This is a genomic window from Solidesulfovibrio sp. (genome assembly GCF_029978005.1).
In the GTDB taxonomy this organism is placed as follows: domain Bacteria; phylum Desulfobacterota; class Desulfovibrionia; order Desulfovibrionales; family Desulfovibrionaceae; genus Solidesulfovibrio.
The window spans coordinates 1-15,377 of sequence record NZ_JARKOZ010000083.1 but is presented as its reverse complement, the minus strand read 5'-3'; the positions used below and the strand labels follow the sequence as shown (position 1 = coordinate 15,377).

The 15,377-nt window shown below is 68.3% G+C and carries 16 protein-coding genes; 14 read left to right on the top strand and 2 right to left on the bottom strand.

What is annotated here, in order from left to right:
• Window positions 1-51 precede the first annotated feature (51 nt).
• Entirely contained in the window at window positions 52-507 is a 456-nt protein-coding gene (locus Q1K70_RS09760; protein ID WP_300158425.1) for a hypothetical protein, read from the top strand.
• A gap of 329 nt (window positions 508-836) precedes the next feature.
• Here the strand turns inward: Q1K70_RS09760 and Q1K70_RS09755 are convergent, their stop codons facing one another.
• Window positions 837-3,332, bottom strand: a complete 2,496-nt coding sequence (locus Q1K70_RS09755; RefSeq protein WP_300158423.1) for an EAL domain-containing protein — start codon at window positions 3,330-3,332, stop codon at window positions 837-839.
• Window positions 3,333-3,632: 300 nt separating this feature from the next.
• Between Q1K70_RS09755 and Q1K70_RS09750 the strand changes: the two genes are divergently transcribed.
• The 4 genes from Q1K70_RS09750 to Q1K70_RS09735 all read left to right on the top strand — a co-directional run bounded on the left by Q1K70_RS09750 (window position 3,633) and on the right by Q1K70_RS09735 (window position 7,306).
• The gene (locus tag Q1K70_RS09750; RefSeq protein WP_300158420.1) at window positions 3,633-3,980 is read left to right on the top strand and encodes an SH3 domain-containing protein; all 348 of its coding nucleotides are present in this window, start codon (window positions 3,633-3,635) and stop codon (window positions 3,978-3,980) included.
• A gap of 158 nt (window positions 3,981-4,138) precedes the next feature.
• Window positions 4,139-5,845, top strand: a complete 1,707-nt coding sequence (locus tag Q1K70_RS09745; RefSeq protein WP_300158417.1) for a glutamine--tRNA ligase/YqeY domain fusion protein — start codon at window positions 4,139-4,141, stop codon at window positions 5,843-5,845.
• A 681-nt stretch (window positions 5,846-6,526) separates the two neighbouring features.
• Window positions 6,527-6,856, top strand: coding sequence for a hypothetical protein (locus tag Q1K70_RS09740; RefSeq protein WP_300158414.1), 330 nt, complete (start codon window positions 6,527-6,529; stop codon window positions 6,854-6,856).
• A gap of 201 nt (window positions 6,857-7,057) precedes the next feature.
• Complete coding sequence (locus Q1K70_RS09735; protein ID WP_300158412.1) at window positions 7,058-7,306, top strand: Nif11-like leader peptide family natural product precursor; 249 nt, start codon at window positions 7,058-7,060, stop codon at window positions 7,304-7,306.
• Here the strand turns inward: Q1K70_RS09735 and Q1K70_RS09730 are convergent.
• Complete coding sequence (locus Q1K70_RS09730) at window positions 7,291-7,467, bottom strand: hypothetical protein (RefSeq protein WP_300158409.1); 177 nt, start codon at window positions 7,465-7,467, stop codon at window positions 7,291-7,293. The genes Q1K70_RS09735 and Q1K70_RS09730 overlap by 16 nt on opposite strands.
• Before the next feature lie 48 nt (window positions 7,468-7,515).
• Here Q1K70_RS09730 and Q1K70_RS09725 point away from each other — a divergent pair, with 48 nt between their 5' ends.
• The 9 genes from Q1K70_RS09725 to Q1K70_RS09685 all read left to right on the top strand — a co-directional run bounded on the left by Q1K70_RS09725 (window position 7,516) and on the right by Q1K70_RS09685 (window position 15,232).
• The gene (locus tag Q1K70_RS09725; protein WP_300158406.1) at window positions 7,516-9,108 is read left to right on the top strand and encodes an ATP-binding protein; all 1,593 of its coding nucleotides are present in this window, start codon (window positions 7,516-7,518) and stop codon (window positions 9,106-9,108) included.
• A 40-nt stretch (window positions 9,109-9,148) separates the two neighbouring features.
• On the top strand, window positions 9,149-9,457 hold the full coding sequence (locus Q1K70_RS09720) for a DUF883 family protein (RefSeq protein ID WP_300158403.1): 309 nt from the start codon (window positions 9,149-9,151) through the stop codon (window positions 9,455-9,457).
• A 1-nt stretch (window position 9,458) separates the two neighbouring features.
• Window positions 9,459-9,836, top strand: coding sequence for a phage holin family protein (locus tag Q1K70_RS09715; RefSeq protein ID WP_300158400.1), 378 nt, complete (start codon window positions 9,459-9,461; stop codon window positions 9,834-9,836).
• Window positions 9,827-10,018 (top strand): hypothetical protein, encoded by a 192-nt coding sequence (locus Q1K70_RS09710; RefSeq protein ID WP_300158397.1) that lies wholly within the window; start codon window positions 9,827-9,829, stop codon window positions 10,016-10,018. The genes Q1K70_RS09715 and Q1K70_RS09710 overlap by 10 nt, the downstream gene beginning before the upstream one ends.
• Before the next feature lie 34 nt (window positions 10,019-10,052).
• Complete coding sequence (locus Q1K70_RS09705) at window positions 10,053-12,164, top strand: histidine kinase dimerization/phosphoacceptor domain -containing protein (RefSeq protein ID WP_300158394.1); 2,112 nt, start codon at window positions 10,053-10,055, stop codon at window positions 12,162-12,164.
• Window positions 12,165-12,248: 84 nt separating this feature from the next.
• The gene (locus Q1K70_RS09700; protein ID WP_300158392.1) at window positions 12,249-12,497 is read left to right on the top strand and encodes a hypothetical protein; all 249 of its coding nucleotides are present in this window, start codon (window positions 12,249-12,251) and stop codon (window positions 12,495-12,497) included.
• Window positions 12,498-12,506: 9 nt separating this feature from the next.
• Window positions 12,507-13,064, top strand: a complete 558-nt coding sequence (locus tag Q1K70_RS09695; protein WP_300158389.1) for an HD domain-containing protein — start codon at window positions 12,507-12,509, stop codon at window positions 13,062-13,064.
• A 9-nt stretch (window positions 13,065-13,073) separates the two neighbouring features.
• Complete coding sequence (locus Q1K70_RS09690; RefSeq protein WP_300158386.1) at window positions 13,074-14,024, top strand: multidrug resistance efflux transporter family protein; 951 nt, start codon at window positions 13,074-13,076, stop codon at window positions 14,022-14,024.
• A 164-nt stretch (window positions 14,025-14,188) separates the two neighbouring features.
• A complete protein-coding gene (locus Q1K70_RS09685; protein ID WP_300158383.1) occupies window positions 14,189-15,232 on the top strand; it encodes an agmatine/peptidylarginine deiminase in 1,044 nt (347 codons plus the stop codon).
• The last annotated feature ends 145 nt before the right edge of the window (window positions 15,233-15,377 follow it).

The window sequence follows — 15,377 nt, the reverse complement described above, 5'->3', positions numbered from 1 at the left end:
GCCCAGGCGCGGGCGACATCGAACCGACACTGACTCCACCCGGGGCCTCACATGCCGCAACGTTCCATCTTCCTTCGCTTGAGCGTGGCTTGCCTTCTCTGCCTGCTTTCCGCCTGCGCCGCCGCCAACAACAGCACCGTCCCCGTCCCTGCCGTCTCCGGAGAGGGCTTCGTGCAGACGATTTGGAAAAACGAAGCCTCCTTGACCGGAGACAGCATCTATCTCGTGCCGCTGACCACGGCTTCAAAGGATTTCTTCGACCGGCACAAGGACGACTACTACATAGATGAGAAGCTCTTGACCGGCTTGCCCGGGACAATTTCCACTTCCATCGGGCCGGGGAACAAATACACCTTCAAGCAGGTTCCGTCCGGCAGCTACTTCATCTACTGGCAATTCTCCCATGACAAAATACGGAATCCCCTCGACAACAGCGATTCGAATGCCTTCGAACGCATCACGCTTTCCCCGGACCGCCGGGAGATCCGTTTTCCTGACCTGAGATAGCCGCGCTGTCGCGACAAGAGGCTCTTCGCGCGCCAGGCGCGTGGCCTTGCCGCGCGGCGTCTTGACGTGTCGGCTTCACCGGGAACCGCGATTCGGGAACGGCGGCGCTCCTGGCGCTTCCAGGACTTCCCGCTTCCGCCGCCGGCTCCGCTTCGAAGCCGGCCCGGGCCAGGGCCTCGCCCTGGGGAAGCATTGCGGGGGCGACGCGTCGCCATGCGCTTCCCGACGAATGGCCCGTGTCGCCTCCCCGGAGAAGCACGACCGCGTTTTTCAGAACAACATTGACGACAACACATGTCGTCCCGTGCGCGCCTTGCGCGGACGCGGCGCTAGAAAGGCGTCGCCCCCGCCCCGGGGCAGGCGCAGCCGCCGGAGCCGCCCAGGAGACGGCCGGCGGCCTCCTTGTCCAGAGGGCGCGAGAACATGAACCCTTGCGCCTTGTCGCAGGCGGCCCGGCGCAGGCGGTCGAGCTGCTCCTCGCGCTCCACGCCCTCGGCGATGACCGTGAGCCCCAGGCTCCTGGCCAGGGAGATGATGGACTTGACGATCTCCTGGCTCTCGCCGTCGCAGTCCGCGCCGCTGATGAACGAGCGGTCGATCTTCAGGTGGTCGATGGGCAACTGGCGCAGGTAGGACAGGGAGGAATAGCCCGTGCCGAAGTCGTCGATGGCGATCTTGACTCCCAGGGCCTTGAGCCGCGAAAGCTCCTTGGCCGTGTGGCGGGCGTCGTGCATCAGCACGGATTCGGTGATCTCGAGCTTGAGGCACTCCGGCGACACCCCGGTTTCGGAGAGCACCTGGGCCACGTGATCCACAAGGCCGTCCTTGACGAACTGGCGGCAGGACACGTTGACGCTGACCGAGAGCGCCTGCGTCCCGGGCATTTCCGCCTGCCACTGGCGCAGTTGCCGGCAGGCCTCGGCGATGACGAAACGCCCGAGAGGCAGGATGAGCCCGGTCTCCTCGGCCAGGGGAATGAACTGTCCCGGCGGCACCAGGCCACGGGTCGGGTGGTCCCAGCGCACCAGGGCCTCGAAGCCCTCGATGCGGCCGTTTTGCACGTCCACGATGGGCTGGTAGTGGAGCAAAAGCTCCCCGGCCTCCAGGGCCTGGCGCAGGTCGGCCTCGAGGCTCACGGCCTCGAGGATCTCCTGGTGCATCTTGCGGTCGAAGACCATGGACGGCCGGCCCTGCTCCTTGGCCCGGTACATGGCGATGTCCGCGTCGCGCAGGATGTCCTCGGCCGAGGCGTAGTCGCGGGTGCGCAGCACGATGCCCACGCTCGCCCCGGGCGTGACGGTGGAGCCGCACAGGGGAAACGGCTGGGCCAGGACCGCGCCGATGCGCTCCACCACGGCCATGACCTCTTTTTTGGACTTGAGCTCCTCGAGGATAATGGCGAATTCGTCCCCGCCGAGCCTGGCCACGGTGTCCATGCCCCGCACGCAGCGCACGAGCCGGCCCGCCACTTCCACCAGCAGCGCGTCCCCGGCCTGGTGGCCCAGGGTGTCGTTTATGCCCTTGAACTTGTTGAGGTCGATCATGAGCACGGCGTACTGGTAGTCGCTGCGCCTGGCGGCGCGCGTCAGCGCCCGTTCCAGGCGGTCGGCGAAGAGGCTGCGGTTGGGCAGGCCGGTCAGGGCGTCGTGGAAGGCCTGGTGGGTGATCTGCTCCTCGAAGGCCTTGCGCTCGGAAATGTCCTGATAGATGTAGACGATGCCCTGGATCTCCCCCTTGATGACGATGGGGAAGCCGATCATGGACACGGGGATGAGGCGGCCGTCCTTGTGGCGGCGCACGGTCTCGCGCACCACGGACTTGCCCGAAAGGATGGCCCCGCGCACGTTCTCGCATTCCGTGAGCAGGTGGTCGGGCACGATGAAGGCGCGCATGCCGAAACCCTTGATGTCCGCCGCCCGAAAGCCGAACAGGCTCTCGAAGGCGGCGTTGGCGTCCACGATGTTGCGGTGCATGTCGATGAGCGAAATGGCCTGGGGCGAATTGGCGAAAAGCTGGGTGAAGTAGGCGCGCTGGGCGGCCAGGGCCTCCTCGGCCCGCCTGCGGTCGGTGACGTCCACCACCGTGCCTTCGTAGTAGAGGGGCCGGCCGGCGGCGTCACGCACCACCCGGGCGTTTTCCGAGATCCAGATGACCGTGCCGTCCTTCTTGCGGATCTCGGACTCGAAGTCGCGCACCTGGTCGTTCGCGGCCAGCTCCCGCACGAAGTCGTCGCGGCGGGCGGGATCGACGTAGAGCTGGTTTTTGATGTCGCGGAAGTGCTCGGTCATCTCGGGCACGGAGTCGAAGCCGTAGATGCGGGCCAGGGTGCCGTTGACCTCCAGGTAGCGGCCCTCGGGCGTGGTCTGGAAGATGCCCTCCACGGCGTTCTCGAAAATGGAGCGGTACTTGCGCTCGGCGGCGCGCAGCTGCTGTTCGGCGCGGCGGCGGCCGGAAATGTCGCGAAAGAGCATGCAGGTGACGGGACGGCCGGCCCAGGCCCCCACCACGAACTGGGAGACGCTCACGTCCACGGCCTCGCCCTCGGCGGCGCTCCAGCGGGTCTGACGCAAAAAGGCCGCTCCCGAAAGGCTCCAGACCTCGCCGTCCTCGCCCACGCGGCTCTCCTCGGGCCGCACCACCTCGCGCAGGTCCGCGCCCAGCACCTCCGAGGCCTCCACGCCGAAAAGCGCCTCGAAGGCGGCGTTGACGGCCAGCACGCGTCCGTCGGCGTCGCGCAGCACGGCGGCGTTGGGGGAGTGGAGAAACACGCGACGGAAGGCGTCGTCCGGAACTTCGGAAAAGGTCGCCTGGGAATGCATGACCATACGTACTGTCGCCTCAGGGAAAGATGTCCGGTGTTTTTGCAGCATGCGCGCAAGATTGTCAACCTATTGTAATAAATGAGTAAATAACAAAATTTCGCAACAATGTTACGTTTTTGTCAGCAATGGCGGCGAGTTGGCCTCCCCGTCCCTGACCGGAAACGCCGCGGGCCGGAAAAGCGGGAGAACGCCGTTGACGGATGAAAACCAGGGAATATAGTAGAAACGATCGGGAATCTGCTCCCTCGGGAGCAGGCTCTCTGCCGCGTTCGATTCGGCGCGGCGAAACAGAAAGGAGGCCGTATGAAAACCCGACGCATCATTCCGATGCTTGCCTTCGCTTTCTTCTCTGTTCTGTTCCTTGCCTTCGCCACCGTTGCCCAGGCCCAGACGCCCGAGGCCGCGGTCAAGAGTTCGCAGCAAAAGGCCATCCTGGCCGAGACCTGGACCTTGACTCCCCAGCGCACGGCCAAGGCCGGCTTCACCGGCCTGCCGCTTCGCAACTGCGAGGGCATCTACTGCGGCAAGCTGGCCGAGATGCCCATGGGCGCCCAGATCGACATTCTCGTCGACGACCGCGAGGGCTGGGCCCTGGCGCACGTGCCGAGCCTCAACCTCTACGGCTGGGTCAACACCAACAACATCTACTGATCCGCGACACGCTCCCGAGGGCCGGTCGGTCGCCGCGCGCGCCGGCCGGCCTTTGTTTCGCCCCCCGCCTCATTTGACCCTTCGGCGGATTTGGCCTATTTTTTCGGTTTCTCGCGGCCCTTTGGCCGCCGCCACTTTTCCACCCACGAGGTCCAGCCATGACCGCACCCGAAGCGGACGAAAAGGACAAATCCGGCCCGACCCCGGGCCGCGACTTCATCCGCCAGATCATCGACGAGGACATACGGACCGGCAAATGGGCCGGCCGCGTCCACACCCGCTTCCCGCCCGAGCCCAACGGCTACCTGCACATCGGCCACGCCAAGTCCATCTGCCTCAATTTCGGCCTGGCCCGCGATTTCGGCGGCCAGTGCAACCTGCGCTTCGACGACACCAATCCGGCCAAGGAAGAGGTGGAATACGTCGACTCCATCCAGGAGGACGTGCGCTGGCTGGGCTTTTCCTGGGACGACCGGCTCTATTACGCCTCGGACTATTTCGAGAGGCTCTACGCCTTCGCCGAGACCCTCATCGAAAAGGGCCTGGCCTACGTGGACGACCTGACCCAGGAGGAGATCCGGGCCCATCGCGGCACGCTGACCGAGCCCGGCAAGGACAGCCCCTGGCGGGATAGGCCCGTGGCCGAGAACCTGGACCTTTTCCGCCGCATGCGCGCCGGCGAGTTCCCGGACGGGGCCAAGGTGCTGCGGGCGAAGATCGACATGCAAAGCCCCAACGTGGTCCTGCGCGACCCGGTGCTCTACCGCATCAAGCACGTGGAGCACCACCGTACGGGCGACGCCTGGTGCATCTACCCCATGTACGACTACACCCACTGCATCTCCGACGCCCTGGAGGGCATCACCCATTCCATCTGCTCCCTGGAGTTCGAGAACAACCGGCCGCTCTACGACTGGGTCCTCGACAACCTGCCCGTGCCCTGCCACCCGCAGCAGATCGAGTTCGCCCGCCTGAACCTCTCCTACACGGTCCTGAGCAAGCGCAAGCTCATCCAGCTCGTCACGGAAAAGGTCGTGTCCGGTTGGGACGACCCGCGCCTGCCCACCATCAGCGGCATCCGCCGCCGGGGCTACACCCCGGAGGCCATCCGCGACTTCTGCGAGCGCATCGGCATCTCCAAGGCCGAGAACATGGTGGACGTGGCCCTGCTCGAACACTGCCTGCGCGAGGACCTCAACCGCCGGGCCAAGCGGGTCATGGGCGTGCTGCGGCCGCTTAAGGTCATCATTGAGAACTACCCCGAGGGCCAGGTGGAGGAGATCGACTTCCCCTACCATCCCGAGGACCCGAGCCTGGGCTCGCGCAAGGTGCCGTTCTCGCGCGAGATATACGTCGAGCGCGACGACTTCATGGAGACGCCGGCCAAGAAGTGGTTCCGCCTGGCCCCCGGGGCCGAGGTGCGGCTGCGCTACGCCTACTACGTGACCTGCACCGAGGTGGTGAAGGACCCGGCCACGGGCGAGGTGGTCGAGCTGCGCTGCGTCCACGACCCGGCCACCAAGGGCGGCTGGTCGAGCGACGGCCGCAAGGTCAAGGGCACGCTGCACTGGGTGTCGGCGGCCCACGCCGTGCCGGCCGAGGTGCGCCTGTACGACCGCCTCTTCACCAAGGAGAATCCGTCCGAGGGCAAGGGCGACTTCCTGGCCTGCCTCAACCCGGCCTCCCTGGAGGTCGTCGCCGAGGCGCGCGTGGAGCCGAGCCTGGCGGCGCTGCCCGTGGGCGAGAACGTCCAGTTCGAGCGCCTGGGCTACTTCTGCGTGGACAAGGATTCCACGGCGGAAAAACAGGTGTTCAACCGCTCGGTGGCCCTCAAGGACTCCTGGGCCAAGGCGGCCGGCCGCTAGCGCCGCGACGTCGCCGGTCAAAGGTTTTGTACGCGCCCGCAGGGAGAAAGCCTCCTTGCGGGCGCGTCGCTTTGGGGAGCGGGGAAGCGCGCGCGGATGGCGCGTAATACGGCCGTGGGCGGCCGTTTCCGGCCCGCGACTGGGCCCGGCCATTGCGCCGCCCGCCGCGCCGGACCGGGCGCCGGGCCTCGGGCCGGCCTTGGGACGAAGCTGTCGCCGGGCCTCGGCCCAAGGCCCGCCAGGTCAGGCCCCGCGCCGCCCGGGCCGAAAAACGGGAACGCCCAAAAGCGGAAAAGGACTCCTGGGTCGCCATCCCTGGAGTCCTTTTCCTAAATTTGAGTTCTTGGAGGAAGGATGTTTCTTCTATAGCAAGGAGCGGGCCAAACGGGGCAGGTCAAGGAAAACTCTTATTTTATCATTTGTTTTCAATATGATATAAGAATAAAACTTGCTCCTTTATCGGGCTCGGGGCCGGATTTCCGGTACAGGATCCTGTACCGGACGAGCCAAGGGGCCGGAGCATGGTACAAGCCCTTGTACCGACCCGTTCCCGCCGGCCGGCGGCCGGAAAAACCGGCAGGGGACTTCCAAGGCGCGCCAAGGCGGTATATCGTGACGGTATGAAAAGACCGGGCCGCGCCCAACGCGCCGCCGCCCGGCCGCGCCTGGGAGGGACCATTCATGAAGCCGCTGTCGTTGCTGATCCTTGTCGTCCTGCTCGCCGGCCTTGCCGGCTGCGCCGCGAGCAGGCCCCTCACGGATTCGGAATTCCGGGGATTCTGCTATACCAATATCGGCCGCAAGGTCTCCTGCGACACCATCGAGCTGTGCAACGAATACGATTCGGACGTGCTCTCGGTCGAGCACGCCTCCAGGGCCGACTGCGCCCGGGGCTGCGAGAACGTGTACAACCGTCAGTACGTGCCAAGCGAGTTCATCGGCTGCGGCTCCACCGTGCTGACGGCCTACAACTGGTGCGTCAAGTACTGCAACACGAACTACCCCCAGTGATCCGGGCGGCGTTTCACGGTTTCGCACGCGGCCCCCGGCCGGTTTGACCGAGTCAAACGGCCCGGCCCGCGTCGGCCGGACATCCGGCCGGCCATGTCTTGGCAATACGCCGTATTTCCTGTGTTTCTAGTCTCGGCCACGTCTTGTTGCGCATGGCATGATTTTTGCTTTCACAAGAAGTACTTCTTGGGAGGAAGCGTCATGTCTCTGCAAAGCGCCATGGAATTCGTCAACCGGCTCCGCGAGGATCAGGCTTTCCGCTGGGCCCTTGGAGAGTGCCGCAACAAATGGGAGCGCCGCCGCTTCGTCATCACCGAGGGCTACCGGTTCAGCCCGGCCGAGCTCGTGTGCGCCACCAGCCCCGGCGGAGACGTCTCCGACGACCGTACGGCGGTGATCGAACGGGTGCGCCGCCAGAACCACGGCCACGGATCCTACGCCTTCATGTAGCCGCCGCGCCGCGCCGGCCGCCCGCCGCCTCTCGCCAAGGCGCGCGGGCCGTCGGCCTTTTCTTCGCCCTGACCCTGGCCGCCCTTCTCGTCCCGGTCGTTGCGGGCGCGGCCGACAGGGCCTCCCTGTCCGGCCAGTGCTGGCAGGAATTCGTCGGCCACCCGCTTCCCGGCCTTCTCGTCGGCCTGCCCCTGGCGGCGGCCCTGGCCGTGCTTTGGCGGCGTTCCCGGCGCGTGGCGGCCGAGACGCGTCGCCGCCTGGAGGCCCAGCGCGAACTCGCCGCCAAGCGCGACCTGCTCGAAGCCGTGTTCGAAGCCACGAGCGACGCCATCCTGGTCCTCGACGAGGATTTCCGCGTCGTCTCGGCCAACCGCACCGCCGCCGCCCGCTTCGGCTGCGCCTTCGACGACTTCATCGGCCGCGACATCCTCGCCCTGACCGATCCGGCCATCGTGGAAGCCCGGCGCGAGCGCTACCGCCAGGCCTTGGACACGGGGCGCCCCGTCGCCTTCAGCGACGTGCGCGAAGGCCGCGCCCTGGACAACATCCTTTCCCCCCTGCCGCCCGGACCGGACGGCGGCCGGCGGCTGGCCGTCTACGCCCGCGACGTCACGCGCCAGCTGGCCAGCCGCCAGATGCTGGCCGAAAGCCGGGACCGCCTGGCCAAGATCCTGCGCCTCACCCCGGCCGCCATCGCCATCGCCAGCCTGCCGGAGAACCGCTACCTCGAGGTCAACGAAGCCTTCCTCGCCGGGATCGACCTCTCCCGCCACGAGATCATCGGCCGCACGCCGGAGGAACTCGGCTTCTCCATCGCCCCCGACGACCGCGTACGCATCTTCGACACCGTGGACAGGGAGGGCCTGATCCAGAACCTCGAACTCGACTACCGCTTCAAGCAAGGGCGTCGCGGCACGGTCCTGTATTCCGGCATCCCCCTGGAGGCCTTCGGCCAGACCTGCCTGCTGTCCGTGGCGGTGGACATCACCGCCCGAAAGGCCATCGAGCAGGCCCTGGTCCTGGCCAAGGAGGCGGCCGAGGCGGCCAGCCAGACCCAGCTGCGTTTCCTGTCGCTCATGAGCCACGAGGTCCGCACGCCCATGAACACCATCCTCGGCATGGTGGACCTCCTGCGCGACTCCGGGCTTTCCCCCCGCCAGGAGGAGTTCCTCACCGCCCTGGAGCAGGCCGGCGAGGGGCTCATGGCCCTCCTTAACGACATCCTCGACGTCTCCCGCATCCAATCCGGCCGGCTCAAGCTCTCCCGCGAGGCCTTCGACCCCCGCGAGCTGGCCCGCCAGGCCCTGGCCGGCCAGGCCGAGCGGGCCGCCGCCAAAGGCCTGGCCCTGGTCTTCTCCCCGGCTCCGGACGCGCCGGCGACCGCCGTGGGCGACCCGGCCCGGGTGCGCCAGATCCTCGACAACCTTCTCGACAACGCCGTGAAGTTCACCGGAGCAGGCGAGGTGCGCCTGGCGGTGGGCCCGGGGCGCGACCCGGCCGAGGCCGGCCGGCTGGTCTTTGCCGTGACCGACACCGGCATCGGCATCCCCCCGGAAAAACACGCCCGGATCTTCGAGCCCTTCGCCCAGGGCGACGGCTCGACCACCCGGCCCTTTCGCGGCACCGGCCTGGGGCTCACCCTGTGCGCCCTGCTGGCCGCCGGCATGGGCGGCCGGATGCGGCTTTCCAGCACGCCCGGGCAAGGCAGCGTCTTCACCCTGACCCTGCCGGCGATCCTGCCGGGCGAGGCGTCCCCCGCCCCACCCGCGGGCCCCATGGACAGGGAAGCCGCAAATGGTTAACTCTGACAAAGACAACCGAAAACCTCATCCCGGAGGCAGCATGATGGCCAGACGGACGTATTCCGAAGAGGCGGCCAAGGAGCTGCGCGAGATCGTGCGCCACGCCGGGGCGCTGCTCGACGCCACGGCCGGCGAGGCCGACGACCGGATCAAGAAGGCCCGGGCCCAGCTCGAGGACCGCTTGGCCGCGGCCAGAGGCAAGTACGACGAACTGGGCGGCATCCTCGACACCACCCTCGACGACGCCGCGGCAGCGGCCGACCGCATGGTGCGCGACAAGCCCTACCACGTCATCGGCGGCGCCTTCCTCGGCGGGCTGCTCCTTGGCTGGTTCATGAGCAGGCGATAGCATGCCCGCCAAGTCCGGTCCCCTGGCCGACCTGCTTGATGCCGGCGGGACCATCGCCGCCGTGCTGGCCGACCTCGCGGCGGCGCGCCTGGAGCTGGCCGGCATCGAGGCCAGGGAAGCGGCCGTGCGCCTGGCGCAGGTCGTGATCCTGGCCTGCCTCGGTTGCGGGCTGCTGGCCGTGGGCGTGGGCTTGGCGCTGCTGGCCGCCGTGCTTTTCGTGCCGCCGCCCTACCGGGCCCTGACCGCGGCCGCGGGAGCGGCCCTGACCCTCGGCGCGGGCGCGTTGTTCCTGGCCCGCGTGCGGGCTCGCCTGGCCCATGCGCCGCGGCTTTTCACGGAAAGCCTCCAGGAATTCCAAAAGGACAGGGAATGTTTCTAGACCGCCGGCTGCGGGCCCTGGAGAACGAAAAAAAGCGCCTGCTCGCGCGAAGCGCGCTGCATCGCCGGTTGCTCGGTCTCGAATGGGGACTTTTCCGGGCCGGCGCGGCCCGCCAATGGACGCGCCTGGCCGAAGGCGTCGACCTCGTCAGCCGGCTGCTCGGTCTGGCGCGCCGACGCTGAGGCGGCCCGGGCGCGGCCCAGGCGGGAGAAGCATGTGAAACGCTTTCCCCTCACGCTCTCCATTCGGGCGGGGCTCGTGCTGATGACGCTCCTGGCGGTGCTGCCGGCCCTGGCCCTGCAGGTCTACGACGGTATCGCCCGCCGCGACCACCTCGTGGCCGAGGCCACCATGGAGGCCCACCGCGCCGCCGCCGCCATGGCCCAGGTCCAGATCCGCGTCACCGAAAGCACGCGCCTGCTCCTGACCACCCTGGCCGCCATGCCCGAGGTCAGGCGCATGGACGTGGCCGCCTGCGATGCGCTGTTCGCCTCCCTGCTGCACGACAATCCCATTTACATCAACATCGTGGCCGTGGACGGCCACGGAGACGTCGTCGCCTCCGGCCTTCCCGCGGGCCAGGTGAACCTGGCCGACCGCAAGCACTTCGTCGAGGCCATGGCCACGGAAGGCTTCAGCGCCGGCGAGTACATCCTCAGCCGCACGGGCTACGATCCCGCCTTCCCCTTCTCCCTGCCCTTCCGGGACGACGCGGGACGCGTGGCCGGTCTGCTCATCGCCTCCATCAGGTTGTCGAATCTCGACGAAGGCTTCGAACGGCTGCTCATGCCCGAGGGCGCGGTCCTCGGCGTCACCGACCATCGGGGCGTGCGCCTCTACTACCGCCCCAAGTCGCCCACGAACCCCACGGGCGCGCCCATCCGGGAGGAGGTCTGGCGGGCCATGTCCGCCAGCCCGCAGGACCAGGGCGTGGTGCGTTTCACCGGCTCCGACGGCCGCCGGCGCTTCTACGCCTTCGAGAAGCTGTCCCTCGCCCCGGGCCGATCGCCCTACATGTATTTCGTGGTGGGGCTGCCCGAAGCCAACGTCCTGGGGCCGGCGCGCCAGGCCCTGGTCGGCAACCTGCTCTTCCTGGCGGTCGCCGCCCTGCTGGCCTTTTTCGTGGCCTGGTTGTTCGGCGGCGCGGCCATCGCCAGGCGGCTCGACCGCATCGCCGAAACCGCCGACAGCATCGGCCGGGGCGACCTTGCCGCCCGCACGGGCCTGCCCCACGGCGAAGCCGACATCGGCAAGGTGGCCCGGACCATCGACGCCATGGCGCAGCTCTTGGCCGCCCACGAAGCCGCCCGGGAGCAGGCCCTGTCCGCCCTGCGCCAGAGCCAGGAACGCATGGCCCACATCGCCATGAGCATGGCCGACTGGATCTGGGAGACCGACGAGGAGGACCGCTACGTCTATGTGAGCCAGAAAGTCAGCCGGACCCTGGGCTACGACCCGGCCACGCTTCTGGGCAGGACGCCCTTCGACTTCCTGGCCCCGGGCGAGGAGGAGGCCTTCCGGACGGCCTTCGCCCAGGCCAAGGCCGCCCGGTCGCCCCTTCGCGACCTGACCGTGTGGCGCGTGAACAGCGACGGCAGGAAATGCTGCGTCCTGACGAGCGCCGTGCCCTGGCACGACGAGACCGGCGCCTTCAAGGGGTATCGCGGGGTGGACAGGGACGTCACGGCCAGGGTGCGCGCCGAAAAAGAGCTGCGCGACTCCCTGGCGGAAAAGGAGATCCTGCTCAAGGAAATCCACCACCGGGTGAAGAACAATCTGCAGATCATCTCCGGCCTGCTCTACCTCCAGGAGGAGAAGGTCCGCGACCCGGCGGCCCTGGAGAGCTTTCGCGAAAGCCGGCACCGCATCGCCTCCATGGCCCTGGTCCATGAGGAACTCTACCGCTCCACCAGCCTCTCGCGCATCCGCCTCGACGAATACATCCGGGATCTGTTGCCGCGCCTGTTCGGCCACGACCGGAAGACGCCGGAGCTGGCCTTCGACTGCCGCCTCGCCCCGGTGGACGTGCCCATCGAAAAGGCCGTGCCGGCCGGCCTCGTGCTCAACGAGCTGCTGACCAACGCCTACAAGCACGCCTTCCAGGAACGGCCCTCGGGCATCCTGCGCCTGCGCCTGGAGGAGCAGGACCAGACCGTGACCATCGTGGTCGGCGACGACGGGCCGGGCCTGCCAGAGGATTTCCGGATCGACGAGACGCCGACGCTCGGCATGCAGCTTGTGGCCAACCTGTCCCGCCAGCTCGGGGGCGAGGCGACGGCCGCCAACGACGACGAAGGGGCCGTCTTTACCCTGCGTTTTCCCAAATAGCGTCCGGCGGTCGGCGCGCCTCTTTGCCCCGGCGGCGCATCGTGCTATTCTGCCGACATACGGCCCGTTTCCCCTGGAGGCGACATGGCTCTCGAATGGACGCGACACGACGACAGCACGCATTACATCAATCTCGGCCGAGCCCTTCTCGTTACGGTCATAAACGAAAAGATGGGCTCGCCGGGCTGGAAGATCCAGGTCGGCAAGCGCTCCCTCAAGGACAAGATTCCCAACCTCGACGACGCCAAGCGCGTGGCCGTGGCCTTTGCCGCGCGCGTGCTGCGGGACATCCAGGCCGACGTCGACGCACTCAATCCTCCCGCCGCCGAATAAGGACGCCTCATGATCGATCGTCAATCCGCCCTGGCCCTGGTCCTGGCCGAGAACCCCAACCCCGGCCTGGTGGCCCACGGCCGCCAGACCGAGGCCGTCATGCGGGCCCTGGCCGAGCGCTTGGGACACGACCCCGAGCTGTGGGGGTTGACCGGCCTGGTCCACGACCTGGACTATCCGCGCACCGCCGCCGACCCGGCCCGCCACGGCCTCGCCCTGCGCGAGGCGTTGCCCGAGGGGGCGCTGCCCGAGGAGGCGCTTTGCGCCATCGCCGCCCACAACGACGAGCACACCGGCGTCGCGCCCCAAAGCGCCTTCGACTTCGCCCTGCGCGCCGCCGAATCCGTCACGGGCATCATCAGCGCCGCCGCCTTGGTGCGGCCGGACCGCATGGAAGGCATGGCCCCCAAGAGCATCAAGAAGAAGATGAAGGACAAGGCCTTCGCCGCGAACGTCCGCCGGGCCAACATCCTGGAGTGCGAGAAGGCCGGGCTGCCCCTGGACGAGTTTTTGACCGTGGCCATCGCGGCCATGGCCGGCGTGGCCGCCGAGACCGGGCTGGCCTGAGCGGCGTCCGTGGCCCGTCTGCTGCTTCTGGGGGCCATGGCCGCCCTTTTTTTCTCCAGCACCTTCGTGCTCAACCGGGCCATGAGCCTGGAAGGCGGGCCGTGGGTCTGGTCGGCCGGGCTGCGCTACGCCTTCATGCTGCCCATCCTCGCGGTCTGGACCCTGGCGTCCGGCGGGCCGCGCGCCCTGGGGGCGACGCTGCGTCTTTTCGCCGAGCATCCCGTGTTCTGGACCCTGGCCGGGTCCGTGGGCTTCGGCGTGTTCTACGCCGGGGTGACCCTGGCCTCGGTCTTCTCCCCGGGCTGGGTGGTGGCCACCACCTGGCAGTCCACGATCCTGGCCACACCCGTGGTGCTGGCCCTGCTCGGGCGCAAGGTGCCGGCCAAGGGGCTTTTGTTCACGGCGCTCATCTTCGCCGGCATCGTGCTGGTCAACGTGGAGCAGGCCGGGCAGGCGGCCGACCTGGGGAGCCTTTGGGGCGTGGCCGCCGTGCTCGTGGCCGCCTTCGCCTATCCCCTGGGCAACCAGCTGGTCTGGGAGGCCCGCCACGGTGGCGGCGGCAGGACGGGCCTGCTCTCGCGCATTCCACACATCGCGCAACCCGCCCTGGACGCCGGCCGCGCGCCCACGCTGCTGCTCACCATCGGCTCGATCCCTTTCTGGCTTTGCCTCGTGGCCGCGACCCAGCCGCCGCCGCCCTCGGCCGGCCAGGTGGCGCGCACGGCCCTGGTGGCGCTTTTTTCGGGCGTGATCGCCACCACGCTGTTCCTGCGGGCCAGGAGCCGGGCGAAGACCGCCTACGAACTGGCCGCCACCGACGCCACCCAGTCCCTGGAGGTGGTGTTTTCGCTGCTGGGCGAAACCCTGCTCCTGGCCGCCCCCTGGCCCGGGATCATGGGCGCGGCCGGCATCGCCCTGGCCGTGGTCGGGCTCGTGCTCTACGTCTGCCGGCAAGTCTGATTCCCCCTTGCCCTCGTCGCCCGCCTGCCCTACTCCTGCCGCAGGGCAGGACGTCTCCCCCTTGAAAAGTTTTTGGGGAGGGAGGGGGCTCGGGGGAGGGGACCCCATTTTTCAAAAACGGGTCCCCACCCCCCGGACTCCCCACCCCCCCGCAAAAGGACGCCATGAATCGCGATTTCCTCTGGCCGGCGGAGTGGGACCGGCATGCGGCGGTGTGGCTGGCCTGGCCGGGCAACGCCTCGGACTGGCCGGGCAAGTTCGCGCCTATCGCCTGGGTGTACGGCGAGATGCTGCGGGCGCTGACCCTGGCCGGCGAGCGGGTGAGGCTGCTCGTGCGCGACGCGCGCCAGGAGGCCGCGGCCCGACGCGTGCTGGGCGACGTCGGCGCGGACGCCTCGCTGGTCGATTTTTTTCGCCAGCCCATGGATCGGGGTTGGACACGGGACTTCATGCCTTTTTTCGTGCGCGATAGGGGCCGGGTCGTGGCCGTGGACTGCGCCTTCACGGGCTGGGCCAAGTACCCGGACCACGCCCTGGACGACGCCGTGGGGCCGGCCGTGTGCCGGGAGCTCGGCATCGAGGTCGTGCCGGGCACGCACAAGGGCCGCCGCGTGGTCCTGGAAGGCGGGGCCATGGACGGCAACGGCGCGGGGGACGTGCTCACCACCGAGGAATGCCTGCTGGACCCGGAGGTACAGGTGCGAAACCCCGGCTTTTCGCGCGGGGACTACGAGGCCTTCTTCCGGGACCACCTCGGCACGAAAAACGTCCTCTGGCTGGGGAAAGGCATCGCCGGCGACGACACCCACGGGCATGTGGACGACCTGTGCCGGTTCGTCTCCCCGGACACGGCGGTGCTGTGCCGCGAGGACGACCCGGCCGACGCCAACCACCGGCCCCTGGCCGAGAACCGCGAACGGCTCCAGGGCGCGCGCCTGGCGGACGGCGGCAGCGTGACGGTCATCGACCTGCCCATGCCCCGGCCGCTTTTCTTCCGGGGCCAGCGCCTGCCGGCCAGCTACGCCAATTTCCTCATCGCCGGCCGGGTCGTGCTCGTGCCCACCTTCAACGATCCCCGGGACCGGCTGGCGCTCGGCATCCTGGCCGAGGCCTTCCCCGGGCGCGAAGTGGTCGGCGTGCACGCCGTGGACCTCGTCTGGGGCCTCGGCACGGTGCATTGCCTGAGCCACGAGGAGCCGGCGGCGTAAGACTGCGTTCCCGCAGCTAGACATCGAGGATGGAGACGCCGTCGATCGTCGCGCCGGGGAACGAACGCGCGACAAAGGGACCGTTTCGCAGGTCGGGCTTGTTGTAGAGGAAAGGCGCGCCGTCCAGGGCGGTCAGCTCCCCGCC